Consider the following 19236-nt stretch of genomic DNA (forward strand, 5'->3'; position numbering starts at 1 on the left):
CACCGGCACTGCTCAGGCTGGCCTCACCGTGCAGCCGGTAAGCCTCCACCCAACGGCGAAGCAAGGTGGGGTCCATTTGAAATTGAGCGGCGATACGGCGAAAACCCCGGCCTCGTTCAAGAAAAGCGGTAATGGCGGAAAGCTTGAACTGCGTCGTGTACTTGCTCATGAAAAAGCCCCAAGAGTTGGATAGGTGTCCAACTTTTGGGGCGCACTTCAATGGCACATTCAACACCTCTGTTGACTGACACACTGCTATCGGGGGCGAGCCCCCTCCCACATTTAATTTCAGCTGATTTTTGACCGTACTACTTCCAGCGATCCGCCGCAGTGTGGTCGCTGTCTCGCCCTTCCACCCAGCGCGCACCTTCCGGGGTGTTTTCCTTCTTCCAGAACGGCGCGCGGGTCTTCAGATAGTCCATCACAAACGCACAGGCGTCGAACGCCGCCTGGCGATGTGCACTGGCGGCCGCGACGAACACAATCGGCTCGCCCGGCCCCAGGGCGCCGACGCGGTGCAGCACTTCCAGTTTGAGCAATGGCCAGCGCTGCTCGGCTTCGGCGGTGATCTTGGCCAGGGCCTTTTCGGTCATGCCCGGATAATGTTCGAGGAACATGCCAGACACATCGCGCCCATCGTTGAAGTCGCGCACGTAGCCAACAAAGCTCACCACCGCGCCCACGCCTACATTCGCGGCGTGCATGGCATTGACTTGCGCACCCGGATCAAAGGCCTCCACCTGCACACGAATGGCCACGTTCAGCCTCCGGTCACGGGCGGAAAAAACGCCACGTCATCACCGGCCAAGACCGGTTCGTCCAGATCACACAACTCCTCGTTGCGCGCGCACATCAGGCTCGCCTCGTTAAGTACGGCGAACTCGGGGTCGCTGGCCAAGGCCAGGCGCACGGCATCCACGGTGGCAAACTCGCCTTCCATCTCCAGCGAATCGAAGCCCACCGCCTCGGCGTAACGCGCAAAAAACAATACGTTGATGCTCATGCCTGGTCTGCCTTGAAATGCCCGCTCTTGCCGCCGAGTTTTTCCAGCAGGCGAATGTTTTCGATGGTCATGCCGCGATCCACCGCCTTGCACATATCGTAAATGGTCAGTGCGGCGACGCTGGCGGCGGTCAACGCTTCCATCTCCACGCCGGTCTGCCCCGAGAGCTTGCAGCGCGCGACGATATGTACGGTATTTTCCCCTTCAGCGGCCAGCTCGACCTTGACGCCCGTCAGCATCAGCGGATGGCACAGGGGAATCAGATCACTGGTCTTTTTGGCCGCCTGGATCCCGGCGATACGGGCCACGGCGAACACGTCGCCCTTGGGGTGGGCACCGTCGACAATCATTTTGAGGGTCTCGGGCAGCATGCGCACCCGCGCTTCGGCCACCGCCTCACGGAACGTCACGGACTTGTCGGTGACGTCGACCATATGGGCGCGACCTTGGGAATCGAGATGAGTCAGCACGAGGCCTCCTTGAGGCAGCAAAAAAGCTAAAAGCTGCAAGCGGCAGGTCAAAAGCTCACCGGACCCACTTGCAGCTTGTAGCTTAAAGCTTGCGACTCAGAGATGCGACTCTGCGTATTCCGCCAGAATCGAGCGAGGCACCCCTTGCAGCGCGATATGCACGCCGTTCGGGAAATCCTTGAAGCGTTCGGTCAGGTAGGTCAGCCCGGAACTGGTCGCGGACAGGTAAGGAGTGTCGATCTGTGCCAGGTTGCCCAGGCACACCACTTTGGAACCGGCGCCGGCACGGGTGATGATGGTTTTCATCTGGTGCGGTGTCAGGTTCTGGCATTCGTCGATCAGGATCAGGCTCTGCTGGAAGCTGCGACCTCGGATGTAGTTGAGGGATTTGAACTGCAACGGCACTTTGCTGAGGATGTAGTCGACGCTGCCATGGGTGTTTTCGTCATCCATGTGCAAGGCTTCGAGGTTGTCGGTGATCGCCCCAAGCCACGGTTCCATTTTTTCCGCCTCGGTGCCTGGCAGGAAGCCGATTTCCTGGTCCAGGCCCTGCACGCTGCGGGTGGCGATGATGCGGCGATAGCGCTTGGTGACCATGGTCTGTTCGATGGCGGCCGCCAGGGCCAGGATGGTTTTACCGGAACCGGCGGCACCGGTCAGGTTCACCAGATGGATATCCGGATCCAACAGCGCATACAGCGCCAGGCTTTGGTAGATATCACGCGGTTTCAGGCCCCAGGCTTCCTGGTGCAACAGGGGTTCCTGATGCAGGTCGAGGATCAGCAGCTTGTCGACCTGGATCTCTTTGATCCAGCCCACGAAGCCCTGTTCGTCGATGATGAATTCATTGATATGCACCGCCGGCAGGTTGTCGATCAGTTGTACCTGATGCCAGGTGCGGCCATGGTCCTGACGGGTTTCCACCTTGCTGACACGGTCCCAGAACGAACCGGTCATGGTGTGATACCCACGGGATAGCATCGAAACGTCGTCGACCAGTTGGTCGGTGCTGTAGTCCTCGGCCGCGATCCCACATGCGCGAGCCTTGAGGCGCATATTGATGTCTTTGGTCACCAGCACCAGACGCAGGTCCTTGTCACGCGCGTGCAGGTCGATCAATTGGTTGATGATTTTGTTGTCGTTCAGGTTTTCCGGCAGCAGGCTGTTGGGCTCGCTGCGCTTGCTCATCAGAATCGACAGCAAGCCCTTGGGCCCGCTCTTGCCGCGCTGGATCGGCACACCGACTTCAACATCTTCAGGCGAGGCCTCGCCCAGGGTCTTGTCGATCAGGCGGATGGCCTGGCGACATTCGGCGGCAACGCTGTGGTGGCCGCTTTTGAGTTTGTCGAGCTCCTCAAGCACGATCATCGGGATGGCGACGTGGTGTTCTTCGAAATTGAGCAGTGCGTTTGGATCGTGGATCAATACATTCGTATCAAGCACATAAAGGATTGGCTGGTCGGAAGAAGGGTTACGTCCATGATCATCCATACTCGGTCACCTTTTGTGGGAGCCAGTCGACGCAATACCTGGGCGGTGCTGCGCCTCGATTCGACCACCGAATGCACCTGAGTGACGTCAAGTGCATGCCCACATGAGGAGTCTTGGAAGACGCCACCTGTGCTGCAGGTTTCGGCGATCTGACTTCGTAATACCGCAAAACGTGTGACAGGAAAAAGCACTTTGACGCTTTTTTGAAGTTTATTTTTCAGGATGACGAATAGCACTAGCCGAGTGCCAGCTGCGCCGTTAAAGTCGGAAGTCCGCCTGCATCGAAATGTCGCACAAAATCACCCCGAAACTTGCGCAAACCCAACAGGGCCGGGCACTTCATCGAAACGCTTCGCGACAGTCCTGCCAACCCAGGCCGCTCTGCGCGGTCGCCTGCAGCAACCACGGCAATGCCACCCGCGCCTTGTCCTGAGTGTCGTGAAACACAATCACGCCTTTGCGCCATAACAGCATCAGCGTGAGCACGCGCTGCGCCGATTCTTCAGCCTTGAGCTTGCCCGGCTCGTCCTGGGAATCGATGTCCCACAACGCCACCTGCAAGCCCTGTGATTGGAAAAACCCCTGGCTGTCCGCGCGGCGCTGGCCATAGGGTGGGCGAAACAGCGGCAGGTAGTTTTCCGGCATCAGGTTCTGCACCAGCGCAGCGCTGCGGGTGATCGAGCTTTGCCAGTCCACCCAATGGCTATGGGAACGGTACTGCCAGCCCTGGGTGCCCACACACTGGCCTTGGTACAGCGCCTGCACGTCGGCGGCGGAGCTGCGCTCCACGCGGGTTTGCAGGCTGCTACCGAGGACAAAGAACACCCCGTTCATCTTCTGTTTGCGCAGATAGTCGGCCAGCCAATCGGTGTTGCCGCTGACGGGCGCGGGGCCGCCGTCGAAGGTCAGCAGGAACAGGCGGTCATTGAATTCATCGCCATTGCGTTCATGGTCGCCGAACCGCGCAACCTCGCTGCTGATCTGCGGAAACAGCGCGGCCTTGCGCAGCAGTTCGTCCAGGTAGCGCTCATGGAAGGCATGGCTGGGGGCGGCCCAATCTATATAGAAGGAGCTTTCGCTGATCTGGAACTTGCCGGCCTCCTCGCGAAGGTCGTCCATGTTTTCCACCAGGTAGCAGAACGACGCATCCACCTCGCAACTCTGCTGGGCGACGCTGTAGTTCTCCAGCAAGCGTTGCCACAGCTCACGGCGCAGGTCGTTGATGGCCGCCAGGTTGATGATCTTCAATCCCAGGCGTTGTTTAAGAGCCGCTTCATCCTGGGACTCGCTGGCCAGCAGGCTGTGGGCGAACATCAGGATTTCGGCGCGCGAGCCCACATCGAACAGCGCCGGCGTGCTGAGCTTTTCGGGCCAGATGCCACGGTCCAGGCTGGCCACGTCCACCGGCGCGGCCTGGGCGCTTAGGCACAACAGACAAGCGGACAATAAAAGCGCTATTCGCACACAGGGTCTCCCTCTCCAGAACTACCGGCCATCATAGCGGATCGCGCCTATCGCCATCATAGGTGGAGTCAAATCGCCCCAGCCCCTAGAATCGCGCCCACGATTACAGGAGCCAACTTCATGCTGATGGTGATTTCCCCCGCCAAAACCCTCGATTTCGAGTCAAAGCCGGTCACTGCGCGCTTCACCCAGCCGCAGTACCTGGATCACTCACAGGAACTGATCGAGCAACTGCGCGAATTCAGCCCGGCGCAGATCAGCGAATTGATGCACGTCTCCGACAAGATCGGCGGCCTGAATGCCGCGCGCTTTGGCAGTTGGACGCCCGCCTTCACCCCCGAAAACGCCAAGCAGGCCCTGCTGGCCTTCAAGGGCGACGTGTATACCGGCTTGAACGCGGAAACGTTCAGCGACGCCGATTTCAGCTACGCCCAGGACCACCTGCGCATGCTCTCAGGCCTGTATGGCCTGCTGCGCCCGCTGGACCTGATGATGCCGTACCGCCTGGAAATGGGCACCAAACTGGCCAACGCCCGTGGCAAGGACCTGTACGCCTTCTGGGGCACACGCATCAGCGAATGGCTCAACGAAGCCCTGGCCGCCCAAGGTGACGATGTGCTGCTCAACCTGGCGTCCAACGAGTACTTTTCGGCGGTCAAACGCACGGCCCTGAACGCGCGGATCATCAACACCGAGTTCAAGGACCTGAAAAACGGCCAGTACAAAATCATCAGTTTCTACGCAAAAAAGGCGCGCGGCATGATGAGCCGTTTTGTGATCGAAGAACGCATCAATGACCCCGAAAAGCTCAAGGGGTTTGATGTGCAAGGCTACCGCTTCAATGCGGAGCAGTCCAAGCCGGACAACCTGGTGTTTCTGCGCGACCACGCACCGGAATAAGGCCGTACCCGCCTCTCTCAGACAAAAAAATGCAGATGTGGGAGGGGGCTTGCCCCCGATGGCAGCGCATCAGTCGATACATAAATTGACTGACACATCGCAATCGGGGGCAGGTGCCTCCCACCTATCTGTTTGCACTGCAGATCAAAAATCGTCATTTATTTGACGTCAAAAAATATCACGACACAACCCTATCAATAGTTTCACTCGACATTCATCGTTTTTTTTCGTAGTGGCACCGTTTTTTTTTCACACTAGTGGCACAAAACTATCCCCGCGCGCCAACTCCCCACAACTACTGGCCCAAATAGCAAGTGCTATCAATATAGTACTAGTGCCATCTCCTCTCGTATTTCAAGAAATTTCTGGAAACAGGATGAGCGGCTAGGAACTTCATCCTAAAGCGCCGCTCATACCACCGGTAACGAAATTCTCGGTTTCTGTAAGAGATGGCTTACATGGCGACCAACGGAAGTAGCGAAGTTGTCATATTCAACTTCGACTCATGGGTCATATTACCAACTGATTAGTTAAAGGCGGCGATAAGGAATTATTGCCACAAACTATAAGGCCAAGGTCGTGCTTACCCCAATGGGTCAGTGACACATCCCAAGGCTTTGATATTTAAAGGCTTATTGCCCTTATCAAAGCTCTGCGGCACTGGCGCCAGGCCCTTCTCCCAGGAAGGCTGGCTGCATTTGAGGGCAGGCCCCAATAACAAGGCCACGTTGCGCACAACTTGAGTGCAATTGTTAGACACTCACTATTTAACATGCCTGTACACGGTAAGTCGGCGTCTATTCGCCTAACTTTCGTGGAAACAGTGACGCTTGCAAACATGAACTCCGGCCATCTATTGGCATGATTAACACCGTCTTCAATGACAATGAGGTAAATGCGATGCGCATCAGCATATTTGGTTTGGGTTACGTTGGCGCAGTCTGTGCCGGTTGCCTGTCTGCCCGTGGCCACGAAGTGGTCGGCGTGGACATCTCCAAGGAAAAGATCGACCTGATCAACGCTGGCAAATCGCCAATCGTTGAACCGGGTCTGGGCGAACTGTTGAGCCAGGGTATCCAAACGGGTCGACTGCGCGGCACCACCAACTTCGCCGAAGCCATCCGCGATACCGACCTGTCGATGATTTGCGTCGGCACGCCGAGCAAGAAAAACGGCGACCTGGAACTCAACTACATCGAATCGGTATGCCGCGAGATCGGTTTTGTCCTGCGTGACAAGACCACCCGCCACACCATCGTGGTGCGCAGCACCGTGTTGCCGGGCACCGTCGCTAACGTGGTGATCCCAATCCTCGAAGACTGCTCCGGCAAGAAAGCAGGCGTCGATTTCGGCGTCGCGGTCAACCCGGAATTCCTGCGCGAATCCACCGCCATCGCCGACTACGACCTGCCACCGATGACCGTCATCGGCGAATTCGACACAGCCTCCGGCGATGTCCTGCAGTCGCTGTACGAAGAACTCGACGCACCGATCATCCGCAAGGACATCGCCGTCGCCGAGATGATCAAGTACACCTGCAACGTGTGGCACGCTACCAAAGTCACCTTCGCCAACGAAATCGGCAACATCGCCAAAGCGGTCGGTGTCGACGGTCGCGAAGTGATGGAAGTGGTCTGCCAGGACAAGACCCTCAACCTGTCCCAGTACTACATGCGCCCAGGTTTCGCCTTCGGCGGCTCGTGCCTGCCAAAAGATGTTCGCGCCCTGACTTACCGCGCCGGCTCCCTGGACGTGGAAGCACCGCTGCTCAACTCCCTGATGCGCAGCAACGAGTCCCAGGTGCAGAACGCCTTCGACATCGTCTCCAGCCACGACAAACGCAAAGTCGCCCTGCTGGGCCTGAGCTTCAAGGCCGGTACCGATGACCTGCGTGAAAGCCCGCTGGTCGAGCTGGCCGAGATGCTGATCGGCAAGGGCTACGACCTGAGCATCTACGACAGCAACGTCGAATACGCGCGTGTTCACGGCGCCAACAAGGATTACATCGAAGGCAAGATCCCTCACGTGTCGTCCCTGCTCAACTCGGACTTCGACGATGTGATCAACAACTCCGACGTGATCATCCTGGGCAACCGCGACGAGAAGTTCCGCTCCCTGGCCCATAACGCGCCGGAAGGTAAGCAAGTGGTCGATCTGGTGGGCTTCATGTCCAAGGCAACCAGCGCGAGCGGCCGTACTGAAGGCATTTGCTGGTAACAGCAACGGCAAGTTTCAAGCTGCAAGCGTCCTTATCCCCAGCGCTTGCAGCTTGAAGCCTTCTTCACCTTCGGATGACGCTTATGTCCACGCTAAAACACGTACTCCTCCAATCCGCCGGCTGGCTGTTGTTTCTGAGCCTGCTGATGGGACTCGCCCTGCTGTTGCCGGCGAGTACGTTCGACTCCGAGTCGAAGAATTTTATTTTCCTGATTGGCGCCGTCGGTATCTGGCGCTACTCGATGGGCGCTACGCATTTCTTTCGCGGCATGCTGTTCCTGTATGTGGTCTACCCGCACCTGCGCCGCAAAGTCCGCAAGCTGGGCAAGGCTGCCGACCCGTCCCATGTGTTTCTGATGGTCACCAGTTTCCGCATCGATGCCCTGACCACTGCCCAGGTGTACAGCTCGGTGATCCGTGAAGCGATCGACTGTGGCTTCCCGACCACCGTGGTCTGCTCCCTGGTGGAAATGTCCGATGAGCTGCTGGTCAAGAGCTTGTGGGAAAAGATGAACCCACCAGAACACGTCAAGCTCGACTTCGTGCGTATCGCCGGCACCGGCAAGCGCGACGGCCTGGCCTTCGGTTTCCGTGCTATTTCGCGTCACTTGCCGGATGACCGCGCGGTCGTGGCGGTGATCGACGGCGACACCGTGCTCGCCGAAGGCGTTGTACGCAAGACCGTGCCGTGGTTCCAGCTGTTCGGCAACGTCGGCGGCCTGACCACCAACGAGTTCTGCGAAGTGCGCGGCGGTTACATCATGAGCGAGTGGCACAAGCTGCGCTTCGCCCAACGCCACATCAACATGTGTTCCATGGCCCTGTCCAAGCGCGTACTGACCATGACCGGTCGTATGTCGGTATTCCGCGCCAGCGTGGTCACCGACCCGGGCTTTATTGCTGACGTGGAAAGCGACTCGCTGCAACACTGGCGCCTGGGCCGCTTCAAGTTCCTCACCGGTGATGACAAGTCCAGCTGGTTCAGCCTGATGCGCTTGGGCTACGACACGTTCTACGTGCCGGATGCCGCGATCAACACCGTGGAACACCCGCCGGAAAAGAGCTTTATCAAGGCCAGCCGCAAGCTGATGTTCCGCTGGTACGGCAACAACCTGCGTCAGAACTCCCGTGCCCTGGGCCTGGGTGTGCGTCGCCTGGGTCTGTTCACCAGCATCGTGTTGTTCGATCAGCGCGTGTCGATGTGGACTTCGCTGCTCGGCCTGACCGTGGCAATCATCGCCACCTTCAAGTACGGCGGCGCATTCATCCTCGCGTACCTGCTGTGGATCGGCATCACCCGCCTGATCCTGACCCTGCTGCTGTCGTGCTCCGGCCACAAGATCGGCCCGGCCTACCCACTGATTCTCTATTACAACCAGATCATGGGCGCGTTGGTGAAGATCTACGTGTTCTTCCGCCTTGATCAACAGTCCTGGACCCGCCAGGACACCAAACTGACCCGCGATTTGGCCAGCTTTCAACGTTGGTTCAACACCTGGTCGTCTCGGACCATGACCTTCTCCGCCGGCAGCATTTTCGTCGCCGTGTTGCTGATGATGGTCTGACCCAGCCAAGCCTGAATTAACCTAGGAATTACACCGTCATGAACAGCCAAGTAAACGCCAACGTTGTCCACGAATCCGAAGCCCAGCGTCAGCACGCCCGGGTCAAAATCCCGGCCAAGCTGCGCTTTTTCAACACCGACCGCAGCCAGACCGAAGCACGGGTGATCGACCTGTCCGCCGGCGGCCTGGCGTTCACCGCCACCCAGCCGCTGAACGTGGGTGAAGTGCACAAGGGTCGTCTGCAATTCGTCATCGATAACCTTGGCTTGGCCATGGACGTCGAGCTGCAGATTCGCTCCTACGACCGCCAGACCGGCCGCACCGGTTGCCAGTTCCAGAACCTCGACGCCCAGGATATTTCCACCCTGCGCCACCTGATCACCTCGCACCTGTCCGGTGACATCGTGACCATGGGCGACGTGCTGGCGACTCTGCAGCGCGACAACTTCACCAAGGCGCGCAAGGTCAAGGACGGCGGCAGCAACATGAGCGCCTTCGGTCGCTTGCGTGCCGTGACCTTCAGCCTGGCGATCTTCCTGGTGGGCTTGGCAGCGTTCGGGTTCGTCTTCAAGTCGATCTACAGCATGTACTTTGTCAGCCACGCCCAGGCCGGCCTGGTCAGCGTACCGGGCATGAACGTGACCATGCCGCGCGACGGCACCGTGCAGAGCCTGCTCAAAGGTGATGCGGTCGCCGCCAAGGGCGCGCCGCTGGCCACCTTCAGCACCAGCATGCTCGACGTGCTCAAAGGCCACCTCGACGAAGACCAACTGCAACCGGCCAAAGTCGAAGAGCTGTTCGGCAAGCAAATGACCGGCACCCTGACTTCGCCCTGCGATTGCGTGGTGGCGCAGCAACTGGTCGCCGACGGCCAATACGCCAGCAAGGGCGACGTGATCTTCCAACTGGTTCCACGCGGCAGCGAAGCCAACGTCGAAGCGCGCTTCACCTATCGCCAGTTCGCCGACGTGCGCCCAGGTACACCGGTGAGCTTCCAGGTCGCCGACGAAGAACAGACCCGCACCGGCACCATCGTCAGCAGCACCAGCCTGAACAGCGCCGACCTGTCCTCCGACATCCGCGTGCAGATCAAGCCTGATGCCCCGCTGGACAGCACCTACGCCGGCCGCCCGGTGGAAGTGATCAGCGACCGCGGCCCATCGCTGAACTGGCTGATCGACAAAGCCATGGCTCACGGTCTGTAAGCGAGGACATGCCTGTGAACCTTATCTCGACAACAACACTGGCCCCTGTGGGAGCCGGGCTTGCCCGCGATGCTGGCGACTCGGTTTACCAGGCTGACCGCGCCGATACGCTCGCAGGCAAGCCATCTCCCGCACAGCGCAAATCCCACTTCGCCTCGGCCTACTGTGCGCTGGCCCTGGCCATCTCGCTGGCCGGTTGCGTCGGCCTGCCCGACCAACGCCTGGCCAATGAAGCGCTCAAGCGCGGCGACACCGTCACCGCGCAGCAGAACTACCAGCAACTGGCCGACCTGGGTTACAGCGAGGCCCAAGTGGGCCTGGCCGATATCCAGGTTGGCACTCGTGACCCGGCGCAGATCAAACAGGCCGAGGCCACGTACCGCGCCGCAGCGGATACTTCGCCCCGCGCCCAGGCGCGCCTGGGTCGCCTGCTGGTGGCCAAGCCCGGCGCCACCGAGGCCGAGCACCACGAAGCCGAAACCCTGCTGAAAAAAGCCTTTGCCAATGGCGAAGGCAACACCCTGATTCCACTGGCGATGCTGTACCTGCAATACCCTCACAGCTTTCCCAATGTGAATGCCCAGCAGCAGATCAGTCAGTGGCAGGCGGCGGGTTATCCGGAAGCGGGCCTGGCCCAGGTGCTGCTGTATCGCACCCAGAACACCTACGATCAGCATCTGGATGATGTGGAGCGCATCTGCAAAGCCGCGCTGAACACCACCGATATTTGCTACGTCGAACTGGCTACGGTCTATCAGAAGAAAGCCGAGCCAGAAAAACAAGCCGAACTGCTCAAGCAGATGGAAGCCGGCTACAGCCGTGGCACCGTCACCGCTCAACGGGTCGATAGCGTTGCCCGCGTATTGGGTGATGCCTCCCTGGGCAAGACCGACGAAAAGACGGCCCAGGCGCTGCTGGAAAAAATCGCCCCCGGCTACCCCGCGTCCTGGGTCAGCCTGGCGCAACTGCTCTACGACTTCCCCGAACTGGGCGACGTCGACCAAATGATGAAGTACCTGGACAACGGCCGCGCCGCCGACCAGCCGCGCGCTGAACTGTTGCTCGGCAAGCTCTACTACGAAGGCAAGTGGGTGCCGGCCGATGCCAAGGCCGCCGAAGCGCATTTCGAAAAAGCCGTTGGCAAAGAAGTGGCCGCCGATTACTACCTCGGCCAGATCTATCGCCGTGGCTACCTGGGCAAGGTCTACCCGCAAAAGGCCCTGGACCACTTGCTGACCGCTGCGCGCAACGGCCAGAACAGCGCCGATTTCGCCATCGCCCAATTGTTTTCCCAAGGCAAGGGCACCAAGCCCGACCCCGTCAATGCCTATGTCTTCAGCCAGTTGGCCAAGGCCCAGGACACGCCGGAGGCCAATGACCTGGCCGCCCAGCTCGAAGCCCCGCTGACTCCGGAACAACGCGCCCAAGGCCAACGCCTGGTGCAACAGGAGCTGGCCGCGCGCGGCACCCTGCCCCAAAGCACGCTGCAACTGCACGCCCTGCAAGAAGAAGACGGCGAGGAATCCCTATGAAGCTCAACCCATTCGTCAAGGCCGGTATTGGCCTGACCTTCGCCCTGCTGTGGTCGTGCCCTACCCTGGCCGCGCTGACCGAAGCCAAGAATTTCGGCCTGGAAGTCAAAGCCACCGCGCAATCCGAAGACGACCGCGACCTGGGCACCCAGAAAGGCGGCGACGTCAACGGCGTCGGCCTGGACCTGCGCCCGTGGATCTACGGCGAAAGCGGCAACTGGAGCGCCTACGCCATGGGCCAGGCGGTGGTGTCCAGCGACATCATCGAGACCGACACCCTGCAACAGTCGGCCGATGACGCAGACCAGCCCACCACCAATGACGACCGCAAAGCCAAGAAAAACTACTTGGCGATGCGTGAGTTCTGGGTGGGCTACAGCGGCTTCACGCCCTACCCCGGCGAGATCCTCAAGTTCGGCCGCCAGCGCCTGCGCAACGACGACGGCCAATGGCGCGACACCAATATCGAAGCGCTGAACTGGACCTTCGACACCACTTTGCTCAAAGCCAATGTGGGCGCCGCCGAACGCTTCAGCGAATACCGCACCGACCTCAAGGAACTGTCGCCCAAGGACAAGGACCGCCAGCACTTCTACGCCGACGCTTCCTACCAGTGGATGCCGGGCCAGTGGATCGGCCTGCGCGGCCATCACACCCATGACGACGGCAAGCTGGATTACCCGGAACCGGGCGTGCCCACCGACTCGTTGGACAAGCGCGAAAACGGCGACCTGACCTGGCTCGGCATCGAAGCCAACAGCGACGCCTACAACTGGCGCAACACCAACACCGTCAACTACTGGGCCAGCGTCACCGGTATGCAGGGCGACCGCGACACGGTCAACGCCCTCAAAGCAGACGGCAGCCGCCCGGACCAGGCCAAGCGCAGCGATAACGTGAACGGCTGGGCCACCGACCTGGGTATCCGCCTGCGTCTCGACCCGCAGTGGCAAGTGGGTGCGGCCTATGCCCGCGCCAGCGCCGAATACGAACAGAACGGCCTGCAGAGCAACCGTTCGAACTGGACCGGCACCCAATCCCGTGTGCATCGCTTCGGCGAAGCGTTTCGCGGCGAAATGAACAACATGCAGTCCATGAGCCTGTTCGGCTCCTGGCAACTGCGTGAGGACTATGACGCCAGCCTGGTGTACCACAAGTTCTGGCGCGTGGACGGCAACAAGCCGGTGGGCAGCAACGGTATCGACGCGGTGCAGAACAACACCGACGACGTGACCGGCGCGATCCTCTCCAGCACGTCCCTGCCGCTGGAAGACGGTAAGAAAGACCTGGGTCAGGAGATGGACCTGGTGGTCACCAAGTACTTCAAGACCGGCTTGCTGCCGGCCGCGCTCAGCCAGTCGATCGACGAGCCGTCGGCGTTGGTGCGTTTCCGTGCGGGTGTGTTCAAACCGGGTGACGCCTACGGCAGCCAGGTCGACTCGTACATGCATCGCGCGTTTGTCGACGTGATCTGGAAATTCTGATGGGAGCCTGCGCAATGAATGCTCAAAGCCTACTCGTCGCGGCAATGCTGGTGGCCAGTACCACCGCGTTTGCCGATACGACGGCCAAGGCGCCGACCATCGCCAAGGAACTGCAACAGGCCAAGACCTACACCATTTCCAGCCCGCCGACCGCGCCGCTGGAAATGGCCAAGCCGGCCCTGCCCGACCTGTCGGGCTACACCGCCGCGGCCATGGAAAAAAAGATCGTACGCACCAAGCCGGGCAAAATCAGCATCCGTCGCATGATGCAGGAAGACGCGCTCAAGGACTTTATCGGCGGCGATAACAAGATGGCCGAATGGGTAGTGCGCCAGCATGGCATTCCCCAGGCGATCTTTATCGACGACGGCTACATGAACCTCAAGGACCTGCTGGGCAAAGTGCCCAAGCAGTACCTGAGCGAAACCTCGCCGGGCGTGTTCCTGGCCAAGTTGCCGATCGTGGTCGGGCGCAAGGGCATCCTCGAAATCGACAAGCGCACCCAAGAGCTGCGCCTGTCCCAGGAAGCCGGTTCGTTCCTGATCAACGACGGCCAGCTGTTTGTGCGCGACACCAAAATCACCGGTTGGAGCGAAAAGGCCAATGGCCCGGCGCTGTTCAAGTCGCCCAAGGAATTCCGCCCGTTCCTGCTGGCCTGGGGCGGCACCGAGACCTACGTCGCCAACAGCAAAATGGCCAGTTTCGGCTACGCCAACAGTAAGTCGTACGGGGTGAGTATTTCCCAGTACACGCCGAATATGGCCAAGGTACTCAAGCGTCCTGAGCCGACCGGCTGGATCATTGATTCAGAGTTCTCGGACATGTGGTACGGCTTCTACTGCTACGAGACCACCGGCTTCGTGATCAAGGGCAATACCTACAAAGACAACATCGTCTACGGCATTGACCCCCACGACCGTTCCCACGGCCTGATCATTGCGGACAACACCGTCTACGGCACCAAGAAGAAGCACGGCATCATCATTTCCCGGGAAGTGAACGACAGCTTCATCTTCAACAACCGCAGCTACGACAACAAACTCTCGGGCCTGGTGATCGACCGTAACAGCGTCAACAACCTGATCGCCGACAACGAGATCTACCGCAACCACACCGACGGCATCACCCTCTATGAGAGCGGCGACAACCTGCTGTGGGGCAACAAGGTGATCAGCAACCGCCGCCACGGCATCCGCGTGCGTAACAGCGTAAACATCAAGCTGTACGAAAACGTCGCGATGGCCAACGGTTTGACCGGCGTCTACGGCCACATCAAGGACTTGACCGACACCGACCGCGACATCGCCCTCGATCCGTTCGACGCCAAGGTTTCCCTGATCGTGGTCGGCGGTGAACTGGCGGGGAACGGCAGCGGGCCGCTGTCCATCGACTCGCCGTTGAGTATCGAGCTGTACCGCGTGTCGATGCTGGCGCCGACCAAATCCAGTGGCATCAGCTTCTCCGGCGTCCTCGGCGATCGCCAGGAAGAAATTCTCGACCTGCTGGTGCGCCAGCAGAAAGCCGTGCTGATCGACCCTGTCGAACGCCAGACCGAAATGCAGGACTGAGGATGACCCTTATGCACCCACACATGATCAAACTGCTGAGCCTCTCGGGTCTGACCCTCGGCCTGCTCGCGGCCAGCCAGGGCGTGCGCGCCGACGAAGTCAAGGCACCGACCTTTACCGCCGAACCGTGCTGCAGCCTGTGCCCGGCCGCCCACGACGCGAAGAACTACACCACGCGCTACCAGCAGAACTTCACCACCCTGGTGCAAGCCCAGGGCGACTGGCTGTTCCGTACCCAGGAAGACCTGCGCACCGAGTTCGACACCACCCCGGCCGGCTACAAGCGCATGCAGCAGTTGCATGACGCGTTCAAAAGCAAAGGCGTGGAACTGGTGGTGGTCTACCAGCCGACCCGTGGCCTGGTGAACCGCAACAAGCTCAATCCCGCAGAGAAAGCCTCGTACGACTTCGACAAGGCCCTGACCAACTACAAGACGATGCTCGGCCGTTTCGCCAAGATGGGTTACGTGGTGCCGGACCTGTCGCCGCTGACCAACGAGCAACTGCCGGACGAACTGCCGGCCCACGATTTCTACTTCCGTGGCGACCAGCACTGGACCCCATACGGCGCCCAGCGCACCGCGAAAATCGTCGCGGCCAAGGTCAAGCAGATGCCGGAATTCGCCGATATTCCCAAGCGTGAATTCGAAACCAAGCGCTCCGGGCGCATGGGCAAGACCGGCACCCTGCACAACATGGCCGGGCAACTGTGCGGCACCAGCTACGCGATCCAGTACATGGACCAGTTCACCACCGAGCCTAAGGGCGAAGCGGGCGACGGCGACCTGTTCGGCGACTCCGGCAACCCGCAGATCACCTTGGTGGGTACCAGCCATAGCGGCAAGAACTACAACTTCGCCGGGTTCCTGGAAGAAGAAATCGGCGCCGACATCCTCAACGTCGCTTTCCCCGGCGGCGGCCTGGAAGGCTCGATGCTGCAATACCTGGGCAGCGACGAATTCCAGAAGAGCCCGCCGAAGATCCTGATCTGGGAATTCTCGCCGCTGTATCGCCTCGACCAGGAGACCATCTACCGCCAGATGATGTCGCTGCTGGACAACGGCTGCGAAGGCAAGCCCGCGCAGATGAGCGCCAGCGCCACCTTGAAACCGGGCAAGAACGAATTGCTGGTCAACAGTTCGAACAAAGACCTGCGCAACGCAAACCATCAGGTCGACATCCGCTTCGCCGACACCTCGGTGAAAACCCTGCAAGCCACCCTCTGGTACATGAACGGGCGCCACGAGGACATCAAGATCGAGAAACCCGAAACATCCGATACAGACGGGCGTTTCGCCTTTGAACTGCGCACCGATGAAGACTGGGCCTCGCAGAACTTGCTGGCCGTGGAAGTGCAGGGTCCGGAAAAGGGCACTGCCGCGCAGAAGGTCGAAGCGAAAATTTGCACACGCAACGTATTCCCAAGCGGTGGTCAACAGACCGCCCAACTCGGGAAGTGAGGTTACTTATGCAAAAGCTGATGCTCCCTACCCTGCTGGGCCTGGCGATGTTCGCCGGCTCCGTCAACGCCGCCGCGCCGCTGCGTCCGCCCCAGGGCTATTTCGCACCGATCGAAGCGTTCAAGACCGGCGACTTCAAGGAAAACTGCGACACCATGCCCACGCCCTACACCGGGCCGCTGCAATTTCGCAGCAAGTACGAAGGTTCGGACAAGGCACGCGCCACGCTGAATGTGCAGTCCGAGCAGGCGTTCCGCGACAGCACCGCTGACATTACCAAGCTGGAAAAAGACACCAGCAAGCGCGTGATGCAGTTCATGCGCGACGGTCGCCCGGAGCAGCTCGAATGCACGTTGAACTGGCTGGTGTCCTGGGCCAAGGCCGATGCGCTGATGTCCAAGGACTTCAACCACACCGGCAAGTCCATGCGCAAATGGGCGCTGGGCAGCATGGCCTCGGCCTATGTGCGCCTGAAGTTCTCCGACTCGCACCCGCTGGCCAACCACCAGCAGGAGTCGCAGCTGATCGAAGCCTGGTTCAACAAACTGGCCGATCAGGTAGTGAGCGACTGGGACAACCTGCCGCTGGAGAAAACCAACAACCACTCCTACTGGGCCGCCTGGTCGGTGATGGCAACCTCCGTCGCCACCAACCGCCGCGACCTGTTCGATTGGGCGGTGAAGGAATATAAGGTCGGCGTGAACCAGGTCGACGACCAAGGTTTCCTGCCTAACGAATTGAAGCGCCAGCAACGCGCGCTGTCGTACCACAACTACGCCTTGCCGCCACTGTCGATGATCGCCAGTTTCGCCCTGGTCAACGGCGTGGACCTGCGCCAGGAAAACAACAGCGCGCTCAAGCGCCTGGGCGACAAGGTGCTGGCCGGGGTGAAAGACCCGGAAATCTTCGAGCAGAAGAACGGCAAGGAACAGGACATGAAGGACCTGAAGCAGGCCATGAAATTCGCCTGGCTCGAACCGTTCTGCAACCTCTACACCTGTGCACCGGATGTGATCGAACGCAAGCATGGCATGCAGCCGTTCAAGACCTTCCGCCTGGGCGGCGACCTGACCAAGGTCTACGACCCGGCGCATGAGAAAGGCAATAAAGGCTCCTGACGCAACGCGGTTAGACATGTGGGAGGGGGCTTGCCCCCGATAGCGGTGTATCAGTTGATACATCCGGTGAATGACTCACCGCCAGCGGGGGCAAGCCCCCTCCCACATTTTTGAGCCGGTTTCATCAGTAGGAATGTAGTACCGCCCCCCGTTTTTTCGTGGGGGGTTTGGGGGGGCTCTGGCCCTTGACTGTTGGTTAAACATGGAGAGATCGGGATGGTTTTCTCGTCCAATGTGTTCCTGTTTCTGTTCTTGCCGATCTTTCTCGGCTTGTATTACTTGAGCGGGCAACGCTATCGCAATCTGCTGCTGCTGATTGCCAGCTACGTGTTCTACGCCTGGTGGCGAGTGGACTTCCTGGCGCTGTTCGCCGCCGTGACGCTGTGGAATTACTGGATCGGCCTCAAGGTCGGTGCCGCCGGTGTGCGCACCAAACCGGCCCAACGCTGGCTGCTGCTCGGCGTGGCCGTCGACCTGTGCATCCTCGGCTACTTCAAGTACGCCAACTTCGGTGTCGACAGCATCAACGTGATGATGAAGTCGATGGGCCTGGAGCCGTTCATCCTGACCCATGTGCTGTTGCCGATCGGTATCTCGTTCTACATTTTCGAGTCCATCAGCTACATCATCGACGTATACCGTGGCGACACCCCGGCCACGCGCAATCTCATCGACTTTGCGGCGTTCGTGGCGATTTTCCCGCACCTGATCGCCGGCCCGGTGTTGCGTTTCCGCGACCTGGCCGACCAGTTCAACAACCGCACCCACACCCTGGATAAGTTCTCCGAGGGCTGCACGCGGTTCATGCAGGGTTTTATCAAGAAAGTCTTTATCGCCGACACCCTGGCGGTGGTGGCCGACCATTGCTTCGCCCTGCAAAACCCCACCACCGGGGATGCCTGGCTCGGCGCGCTGGCGTATACCGCGCAGCTGTACTTCGACTTCTCCGGCTACAGCGACATGGCCATCGGCCTGGGCTTGATGATGGGTTTCCGCTTTATGGAAAACTTCAAACAGCCGTATATCAGCCAGTCGATCACCGAGTTCTGGCGCCGCTGGCACATCAGCCTGTCGACCTGGCTGCGTGACTACCTCTACATCACCCTGGGCGGCAACCGTAAAGGCACGCTGATTACTTATCGCAACCTGTTCCTGACCATGCTGCTCGGTGGCCTGTGGCACGGCGCGAACATCACCTACATCGTGTGGGGCGCCTGGCACGGCATGTGGCTGGCGATCGAAAAAGCCATCGGCCTGAACACCGCGCCGCGCAGTTTCAATGTGCTGCGCTGGGCCTTCACCTTCCTGCTGGTGGTGATGGGCTGGGTGATCTTCCGCGCCGAAAACCTGCACGTCGCCGGCCGTATGTACGGTGCGATGTTCAGCTTTGGCGAGTGGTCGCTGTCGGAACTCAACCGCGCCAGCCTCACCGGCCTGCAAGTGGCAACCCTGGTGGTGGCGTATGCGACGTTGGCGTTCTTCGGCCTGCGCGACTTCTACACCAACCGCCCCGCCGACAAAACCAAGCCGGCCGATCCGAGCCTGATCAAGGCCGTACCGGGCGACAACCCCGGCAGCATCCACCAGCCCGGTTTTACCGTGGGCCAGGACGCTGCCGTGCAACCGGCCTACTGGACCGCTGACTGGCCACGCTACGCCATGCGCGCTGCGGTGCTGCTGCTGTTCGTGGCGTCGATTCTCAAACTGTCGGCGCAGAGTTTCTCGCCGTTCCTTTACTTCCAATTCTGAGGGAGCCGAC

General features: G+C 60.0%; 16 protein-coding genes. 10 read left to right on the forward strand and 6 right to left on the reverse strand.

Features of this window, described 5'->3' with window-relative positions; genetic code table 11:
* The 6 genes from ABX75_RS29905 to ABX75_RS06115 all read right to left on the reverse strand — a co-directional run.
* The coding region (locus tag ABX75_RS29905; protein WP_047881627.1) for a transposase at window positions 1-169 on the reverse strand (169 nt) is incomplete at its 3' end.
* A gap of 139 nt (window positions 170-308) precedes the next feature.
* Window positions 309-758 carry a molybdopterin synthase catalytic subunit MoaE gene (gene moaE / locus ABX75_RS06095; RefSeq protein WP_034096002.1) on the reverse strand — a complete coding sequence of 150 codons (450 nt, stop codon included), beginning with the start codon at window positions 756-758 and terminating at the stop codon, window positions 309-311.
* A 2-nt stretch (window positions 759-760) separates the two neighbouring features.
* Complete coding sequence (locus ABX75_RS06100; protein WP_034096001.1) at window positions 761-1003, reverse strand: MoaD/ThiS family protein; 243 nt, start codon at window positions 1001-1003, stop codon at window positions 761-763.
* A complete protein-coding gene (gene moaC / locus ABX75_RS06105; protein WP_034096000.1) occupies window positions 1000-1473 on the reverse strand; it encodes a cyclic pyranopterin monophosphate synthase MoaC in 474 nt (157 codons plus the stop codon). The genes ABX75_RS06100 and moaC overlap by 4 nt, the downstream gene beginning before the upstream one ends.
* Before the next feature lie 96 nt (window positions 1474-1569).
* A complete protein-coding gene (locus tag ABX75_RS06110) occupies window positions 1570-2964 on the reverse strand; it encodes a PhoH family protein (RefSeq protein WP_024073562.1) in 1395 nt (464 codons plus the stop codon).
* Window positions 2965-3303: 339 nt separating this feature from the next.
* Window positions 3304-4428 (reverse strand): polysaccharide deacetylase family protein, encoded by a 1125-nt coding sequence (locus ABX75_RS06115; protein ID WP_034095999.1) that lies wholly within the window; start codon window positions 4426-4428, stop codon window positions 3304-3306.
* A 120-nt stretch (window positions 4429-4548) separates the two neighbouring features.
* On the opposite strand from ABX75_RS06115, the gene yaaA reads away from it, so the two are divergent.
* From yaaA to ABX75_RS06165, 10 genes are all read left to right on the forward strand, one after another.
* On the forward strand, window positions 4549-5328 hold the full coding sequence (yaaA, locus tag ABX75_RS06120; RefSeq protein ID WP_040267337.1) for a peroxide stress protein YaaA: 780 nt from the start codon (window positions 4549-4551) through the stop codon (window positions 5326-5328).
* A gap of 900 nt (window positions 5329-6228) precedes the next feature.
* Window positions 6229-7545 (forward strand): nucleotide sugar dehydrogenase, encoded by a 1317-nt coding sequence (locus ABX75_RS06125; RefSeq protein WP_047881700.1) that lies wholly within the window; start codon window positions 6229-6231, stop codon window positions 7543-7545.
* A 74-nt stretch (window positions 7546-7619) separates the two neighbouring features.
* The gene (gene alg8, locus ABX75_RS06130) at window positions 7620-9110 is read left to right on the forward strand and encodes a mannuronan synthase (RefSeq protein ID WP_034095997.1); all 1491 of its coding nucleotides are present in this window, start codon (window positions 7620-7622) and stop codon (window positions 9108-9110) included.
* Window positions 9111-9148: 38 nt separating this feature from the next.
* Complete coding sequence (locus ABX75_RS06135; RefSeq protein WP_034095996.1) at window positions 9149-10315, forward strand: alginate biosynthesis protein Alg44; 1167 nt, start codon at window positions 9149-9151, stop codon at window positions 10313-10315.
* An 8-nt stretch (window positions 10316-10323) separates the two neighbouring features.
* Window positions 10324-11847, forward strand: coding sequence for an alginate biosynthesis TPR repeat lipoprotein AlgK (gene algK, locus ABX75_RS06140; RefSeq protein ID WP_256203850.1), 1524 nt, complete (start codon window positions 10324-10326; stop codon window positions 11845-11847).
* The gene (locus ABX75_RS06145) at window positions 11844-13331 is read left to right on the forward strand and encodes an alginate export family protein (protein WP_034111837.1); all 1488 of its coding nucleotides are present in this window, start codon (window positions 11844-11846) and stop codon (window positions 13329-13331) included. The genes algK and ABX75_RS06145 overlap by 4 nt, the downstream gene beginning before the upstream one ends.
* Entirely contained in the window at window positions 13331-14899 is a 1569-nt protein-coding gene (gene algG, locus ABX75_RS06150; RefSeq protein ID WP_034095994.1) for a mannuronan 5-epimerase AlgG, read from the forward strand. The genes ABX75_RS06145 and algG overlap by 1 nt, the downstream gene beginning before the upstream one ends.
* An 11-nt stretch (window positions 14900-14910) precedes the next feature.
* On the forward strand, window positions 14911-16359 hold the full coding sequence (locus ABX75_RS06155; RefSeq protein WP_034096761.1) for an alginate O-acetyltransferase: 1449 nt from the start codon (window positions 14911-14913) through the stop codon (window positions 16357-16359).
* Window positions 16360-16367: 8 nt separating this feature from the next.
* A complete protein-coding gene (locus tag ABX75_RS06160; RefSeq protein ID WP_047881628.1) occupies window positions 16368-17477 on the forward strand; it encodes a mannuronate-specific alginate lyase in 1110 nt (369 codons plus the stop codon).
* 216 nt (window positions 17478-17693) lie between these two features.
* Window positions 17694-19226, forward strand: coding sequence for an MBOAT family protein (locus tag ABX75_RS06165; RefSeq protein WP_034095992.1), 1533 nt, complete (start codon window positions 17694-17696; stop codon window positions 19224-19226).
* Window positions 19227-19236 lie beyond the last annotated feature (10 nt).

This window comes from Pseudomonas sp. ARP3, from assembly GCF_001029595.1.
GTDB classification, from domain to species: domain Bacteria; phylum Pseudomonadota; class Gammaproteobacteria; order Pseudomonadales; family Pseudomonadaceae; genus Aquipseudomonas; species Aquipseudomonas rhodesiae.

What these genes read in the sequence shown, in the direction of transcription:
- ABX75_RS06100 (WP_034096001.1), bottom strand. Translation starts at nt 1,003, where the DNA reads ATGAGCATCAACGTATTGTTTTTTGCGCGTTACGCCGAGGCGGTGGGC.
- ABX75_RS06110 (WP_024073562.1), bottom strand. Translation starts at nt 2,964, where the DNA reads ATGGATGATCATGGACGTAACCCTTCTTCCGACCAGCCAATCCTTTAT.
- yaaA (WP_040267337.1), top strand. Translation starts at nt 4,549, where the DNA reads ATGCTGATGGTGATTTCCCCCGCCAAAACCCTCGATTTCGAGTCAAAG.
- ABX75_RS06125 (WP_047881700.1), top strand. Translation starts at nt 6,229, where the DNA reads ATGCGCATCAGCATATTTGGTTTGGGTTACGTTGGCGCAGTCTGTGCC.
- alg8 (WP_034095997.1), top strand. Translation starts at nt 7,620, where the DNA reads ATGACGCTTATGTCCACGCTAAAACACGTACTCCTCCAATCCGCCGGC.
- ABX75_RS06135 (WP_034095996.1), top strand. Translation starts at nt 9,149, where the DNA reads ATGAACAGCCAAGTAAACGCCAACGTTGTCCACGAATCCGAAGCCCAG.
- algK (WP_256203850.1), top strand. Translation starts at nt 10,324, where the DNA reads ATGCCTGTGAACCTTATCTCGACAACAACACTGGCCCCTGTGGGAGCC.
- ABX75_RS06145 (WP_034111837.1), top strand. Translation starts at nt 11,844, where the DNA reads ATGAAGCTCAACCCATTCGTCAAGGCCGGTATTGGCCTGACCTTCGCC.
- algG (WP_034095994.1), top strand. Translation starts at nt 13,331, where the DNA reads ATGGGAGCCTGCGCAATGAATGCTCAAAGCCTACTCGTCGCGGCAATG.
- ABX75_RS06155 (WP_034096761.1), top strand. Translation starts at nt 14,911, where the DNA reads ATGCACCCACACATGATCAAACTGCTGAGCCTCTCGGGTCTGACCCTC.
- ABX75_RS06160 (WP_047881628.1), top strand. Translation starts at nt 16,368, where the DNA reads ATGCAAAAGCTGATGCTCCCTACCCTGCTGGGCCTGGCGATGTTCGCC.
- ABX75_RS06165 (WP_034095992.1), top strand. Translation starts at nt 17,694, where the DNA reads ATGGTTTTCTCGTCCAATGTGTTCCTGTTTCTGTTCTTGCCGATCTTT.